6 protein-coding genes are annotated in these 3,718 nt (G+C 71.6%); 3 read left to right on the top strand and 3 right to left on the bottom strand.

Annotation, left to right across the window (positions count from 1 at the left end):
- The first annotated feature begins 84 nt into the window (after window positions 1–84).
- Window positions 85–486, top strand: a complete 402-nt coding sequence (locus tag AB4880_RS00090) for a universal stress protein (RefSeq protein ID WP_367917149.1) — start codon at window positions 85–87, stop codon at window positions 484–486.
- On the opposite strand, the gene AB4880_RS00085 is transcribed toward AB4880_RS00090, so the two are convergent.
- Genes AB4880_RS00085 through AB4880_RS00075 form a run of 3 tightly spaced genes read right to left on the bottom strand, consistent with a single transcriptional unit; the run spans window position 479 to window position 1,953 of the window.
- Window positions 479–1,063 carry a DUF2017 domain-containing protein gene (locus tag AB4880_RS00085; protein ID WP_367917148.1) on the bottom strand — a complete coding sequence of 195 codons (585 nt, stop codon included), beginning with the start codon at window positions 1,061–1,063 and terminating at the stop codon, window positions 479–481. The genes AB4880_RS00090 and AB4880_RS00085 overlap by 8 nt on opposite strands.
- A gap of 7 nt (window positions 1,064–1,070) precedes the next feature.
- A complete protein-coding gene (gene clpS, locus AB4880_RS00080) occupies window positions 1,071–1,379 on the bottom strand; it encodes an ATP-dependent Clp protease adapter ClpS (protein WP_379228757.1) in 309 nt (102 codons plus the stop codon).
- 31 nt (window positions 1,380–1,410) lie between these two features.
- Window positions 1,411–1,953, bottom strand: coding sequence for a DUF1697 domain-containing protein (locus AB4880_RS00075; protein WP_367917147.1), 543 nt, complete (start codon window positions 1,951–1,953; stop codon window positions 1,411–1,413).
- A 66-nt stretch (window positions 1,954–2,019) separates the two neighbouring features.
- Here AB4880_RS00075 and AB4880_RS00070 point away from each other — a divergent pair, with 66 nt between their 5' ends.
- Together AB4880_RS00070 and AB4880_RS00065 are read left to right on the top strand one after the other, a co-directional pair.
- On the top strand, window positions 2,020–2,448 hold the full coding sequence (locus tag AB4880_RS00070; RefSeq protein ID WP_367917146.1) for a MarR family winged helix-turn-helix transcriptional regulator: 429 nt from the start codon (window positions 2,020–2,022) through the stop codon (window positions 2,446–2,448).
- Window positions 2,445–3,716 (top strand): MFS transporter, encoded by a 1,272-nt coding sequence (locus tag AB4880_RS00065; RefSeq protein WP_367917145.1) that lies wholly within the window; start codon window positions 2,445–2,447, stop codon window positions 3,714–3,716. The genes AB4880_RS00070 and AB4880_RS00065 overlap by 4 nt, the downstream gene beginning before the upstream one ends.
- Window positions 3,717–3,718 lie beyond the last annotated feature (2 nt).

Below are 3,718 nucleotides of genomic sequence, written 5' to 3'. Positions count from 1 at the left end.
CGAGCAACGTTGGCGGTGGTCCGGTGGGGACCAGGGGTGCATCAGCAGGTCAGTTGTTCCTGCCGACGTGAGGAAGGTAATCCAGTGAGCATCGTCGTCGCCTACAGCGCCGACCGCTACGGCGCAGCCGCGCTCGAGCACGCGGCCGGCCTGGCCCACAAGGACGGCGCCCGCCTCGTCGTCGTCAACGCCACCCAGGGCGGCAGCCTGGTCGACCGCCGGTTCGCGCCGGATGCGGACATCGAGGCGGTGCGCGACCGGCTGGTCGCGAAGGGCCTCGCGGTCGCCGTACGGCACGAGGTGGTGGCGGACGTCGCCGAGGCCGTCGTCGCCGCGGCCGGGGAGGAGCGGGCCGAGCTGATCGTGGTCGGCATCCGGCACCGGACGCCGGTCGGCAAGCTGCTGCTGGGCAGCGTCGCGCAGCGGATCATCCTCGAGGCGGACTGCCCGGTGCTGGCGGTCAAGCCGCCGGCCGAGGTCAGCTGACCGACTGGACCAGCGTCTCCTGCAGGAAGCCCAGCCACTCGTAGATGTGGTGGGCCTGGGCGCGCGGGTCCTCGTCGGGCAGCGCGTACCAGTAGTCCTCGTCACCCTCCTCGACCTCGAGGCGGGTGCCGAGGGCGAGCCGGAGGTCGGTGAGCGAGCGCATCCAGACCAGCGCGGTCTCCTGGTCGAGCTCGACGTCGATGACCAGGTCCTCCTCGGTCGGCTCGCCGGGCAGGCCGGCCTCCTCGAGGACGTCGATGATCGTGCCGGCCGCGCGGGACTTGCCGTCGCGCAACGTCGACTCGGTGTAGCGGCGGAACTCCCCCGCGGCCTCGGCGTCCTCGCGGTAGGCGGTGGGGAACAGCCGCCGGAGCACCGGGTCCTCGGGCTCGGTCGTCGGGCCGGAGAAGTCGAGCAGCGCCTCCAGCGGGTCGCGCTCGGTGGCGGCGACGGCCGACTCGTTGTGCAACAGCTCGACGAGCTGGGCGGCCAGCGAGCGCAGCAGGTCGGCCTCGAAGGCCGAGAACGTCGCGATGACGCGCTTGCTCCGGCGGTGCCGGACGAATCCAGAGGTCACTGCTGCGTCAGTCCGCCTTCGAGAGGGTCGCCCAGAGGCCGTACTCGTGCATCGCCTGCACGTCGCGCTCCATCTCCTCGCGGGAGCCGCTGCTGACGACGGAGCGGCCGTCCTCGTGGACCTCCATCATCAGCTTCTCGGCCTTCTTCTTGCCGTAGCCGAAGTGCTTCTGGAAGACGAAGGTCACATAGGACATCAGGTTGACGGGGTCGTTCCAGACCACCGTCACCCAGGGGGTGTCGGAGAGCGTGATCTCGTCCGGGGTGAGGTCCTGCTGGACTCCCGGATCGACCTTCTCCGGGCTCGCGGTCGTCACGGCTCCATGGTGTCACAGGCGATCGGCGGCGCTACGAGCACCACTTGTCGGCCAGCGTGGTGACCACGTTGAAGTTGCGGTTGGTGGCCACCACCTGCAGCGCCTTCTCGCACTTGAACGGGTCGACTCCCCCGGCCCCGTAGCCCGGTCCGAGCAGCAGGTGCACCGCCCGATGCCGGACGACGACACCGTTGGCCGCGTCGCCGCGCGCCTCCAGCGCGGCGGCGAGGGCAGGGTCGGGCTCGTCCTTGAGCAGGTAGACGTAGTGGCGCTCGAGGTCGGCGCGGGACGCCGTCAGCTCGCGCGCGTCGTCGGCGATCGCGGTGAGCTCGGCGGGCGTGTAGACGATGGTCGGGACCTCGAAGCCGGCGCGCTCGGCGTACGCCTTCTCGAGGGACGCCTCGACCTTCGCCCGCGAGCGCAACGACGTGGTGAGCCGGACGTTGCCGGTGTTGATGTGCGTGAGGACGTCGGTCGCGCCGGCGGCCTCGGTCGCGGCGACGATGTCGGCCTTGGCGAACTTGCGGCGGGGCCCGAGGTTGATGGCGCGCAGGAAGGCGACGTAGGTCGGCATGGGGATCAGTGTGGCGTGTGCCACCGACAGGTGACATGCATAGGTTTCCTATGTAAAGTGGGGAAGGTGACCGACTCTCGCGAGCTCAGCAGCGACCTCACCGTCTACGCCGCTCGCCTGGTCCGGCTGGTGCGCCGCGAGCACGCCCCCAGCGCCGGCACCCGGGTGCTCTCGATCCTCGACGAGCTCGGCCCGCTCGGGATCACCGCGCTCGCGCAGGTCGACCGCTGCTCGCAGCCGACGATGACCGGCCAGGTCCGTCAGCTCGTCGAGCTGGGCTGGGTGACCAAGGCCCCCAACCCGGCCGACGCCCGCGGCAGCCTGGTCGACCTCACCGACGCCGGGCGCGACGAGCTCCGCCGGATCCGGCAGCTCAGCGCCGCGCTCATCTCGGCGCGCCTCGCGCGTCGTACCGATCTCAGCACCGACGACCTCGCGACCGCCGTGGCCGTGCTCCAGGCCGTCCTCGAACCCACCTCGGAAGGAATCTCGTGACCGCCACCGCCGATCCCGGCACCCACACCCCCACCCACGCCTCACCCGGCGGCTCGTTCCTGCGGCAGCCGCGTGCGGTGTGGGCGGTCGCCTTCGCCTGCGTCATCGCGTTCATGGGCATCGGCCTGGTCGACCCGATCCTCAAGGAGATCGCGGCCAAGCTCGAGGCCACGCCGAGCCAGGTGTCGCTGCTGTTCACCAGCTACATGGCGGTGATGGGCGTCGCGATGCTCATCACCGGCGTCGTCTCGACCCGGATCGGCGCCAAGTTGACCCTGCTCACCGGCCTGGTCCTCATCATCGTGTTCGCGGGCCTGGCCGGCATGTCCGGCTCGGTCGGCGCCGTGATCGGCTTCCGCGCCGGGTGGGGTCTGGGCAACGCGCTCTTCATCGCGACGGCGCTGTCGACGATCGTGAGCGCGTCGAAGGGCTCGCTCGCGCAGGCGATCATCCTGTTCGAGGCCGCCCTCGGCCTCGGTATCGCCTCCGGCCCGCTCGTCGGCGGCCTGCTCGGCGAGCAGTCGTGGCGCGGCCCGTTCTTCGGCGTCTCGGTGCTGATGACGATCGCCCTGATCGCCACCGCGGTCTTCCTGCCCGCGACGCCGCCGGCGCCACGTCGTACGACACTGCTGGACCCGTTCCGCGCCCTCGCCTACCCGGCGCTCGCCGTGATCGCCGCGGTCGCGGTCTGCTACAACCTGGGCTTCTTCTCGCTGCTCGCCGCCGGCCCGTTCGCGCTGCCCGAGGCCGGGATCATGCAGATCGGCTGGATCTTCTTCGGCTGGGGCGTGCTCCTCGCCGTCGCCTCGGTCGCCCTCGCCCCGTGGATCCAGCGCCGGATCGGCACCGTCCCCGCCCTCATCGGCGCCCTCGCCCTCTTCGCCCTCGACCTCATCATGATGGCCGTCGGCGCCTCCACCCCGGGCGTCGTGATCGCCGGCATCATCGTCGCCGGCGCCTTCCTCGGCGTCATCAACACCCTCGTCACCGAGGCCGTGATGGGCGCCGCGCCCGTCGAGCGCCCGGTCGCCTCCGCGGCGTACTCCTTCGTGCGCTTCACCGGCGGCGCCGTCGGCCCGTACGTCGCCCTCAAGCTCGCCGAGCACCAGGGCTCGGCCGCGCCCTTCTGGTTCGGCGGCATCTCCGTCGCGGTCGGCGTGGTGGTCCTGGTCGCGGGCGCGGCCACCATCACCCGGGCCCTGCACGGCGCGCCCGCCGCGCACTCACCGGAGGAGGCGGAGGCCGAGGCGCTCGGCGACCTTGCCTGACG

It is taken from the genome of Nocardioides ginsengisoli (assembly GCF_039537225.1).
GTDB classification, from domain to species: Bacteria; Actinomycetota; Actinomycetes; order Propionibacteriales; family Nocardioidaceae; genus Nocardioides; species Nocardioides ginsengisoli.
This window is presented reverse-complemented; position numbering and strand designations above follow the sequence as displayed.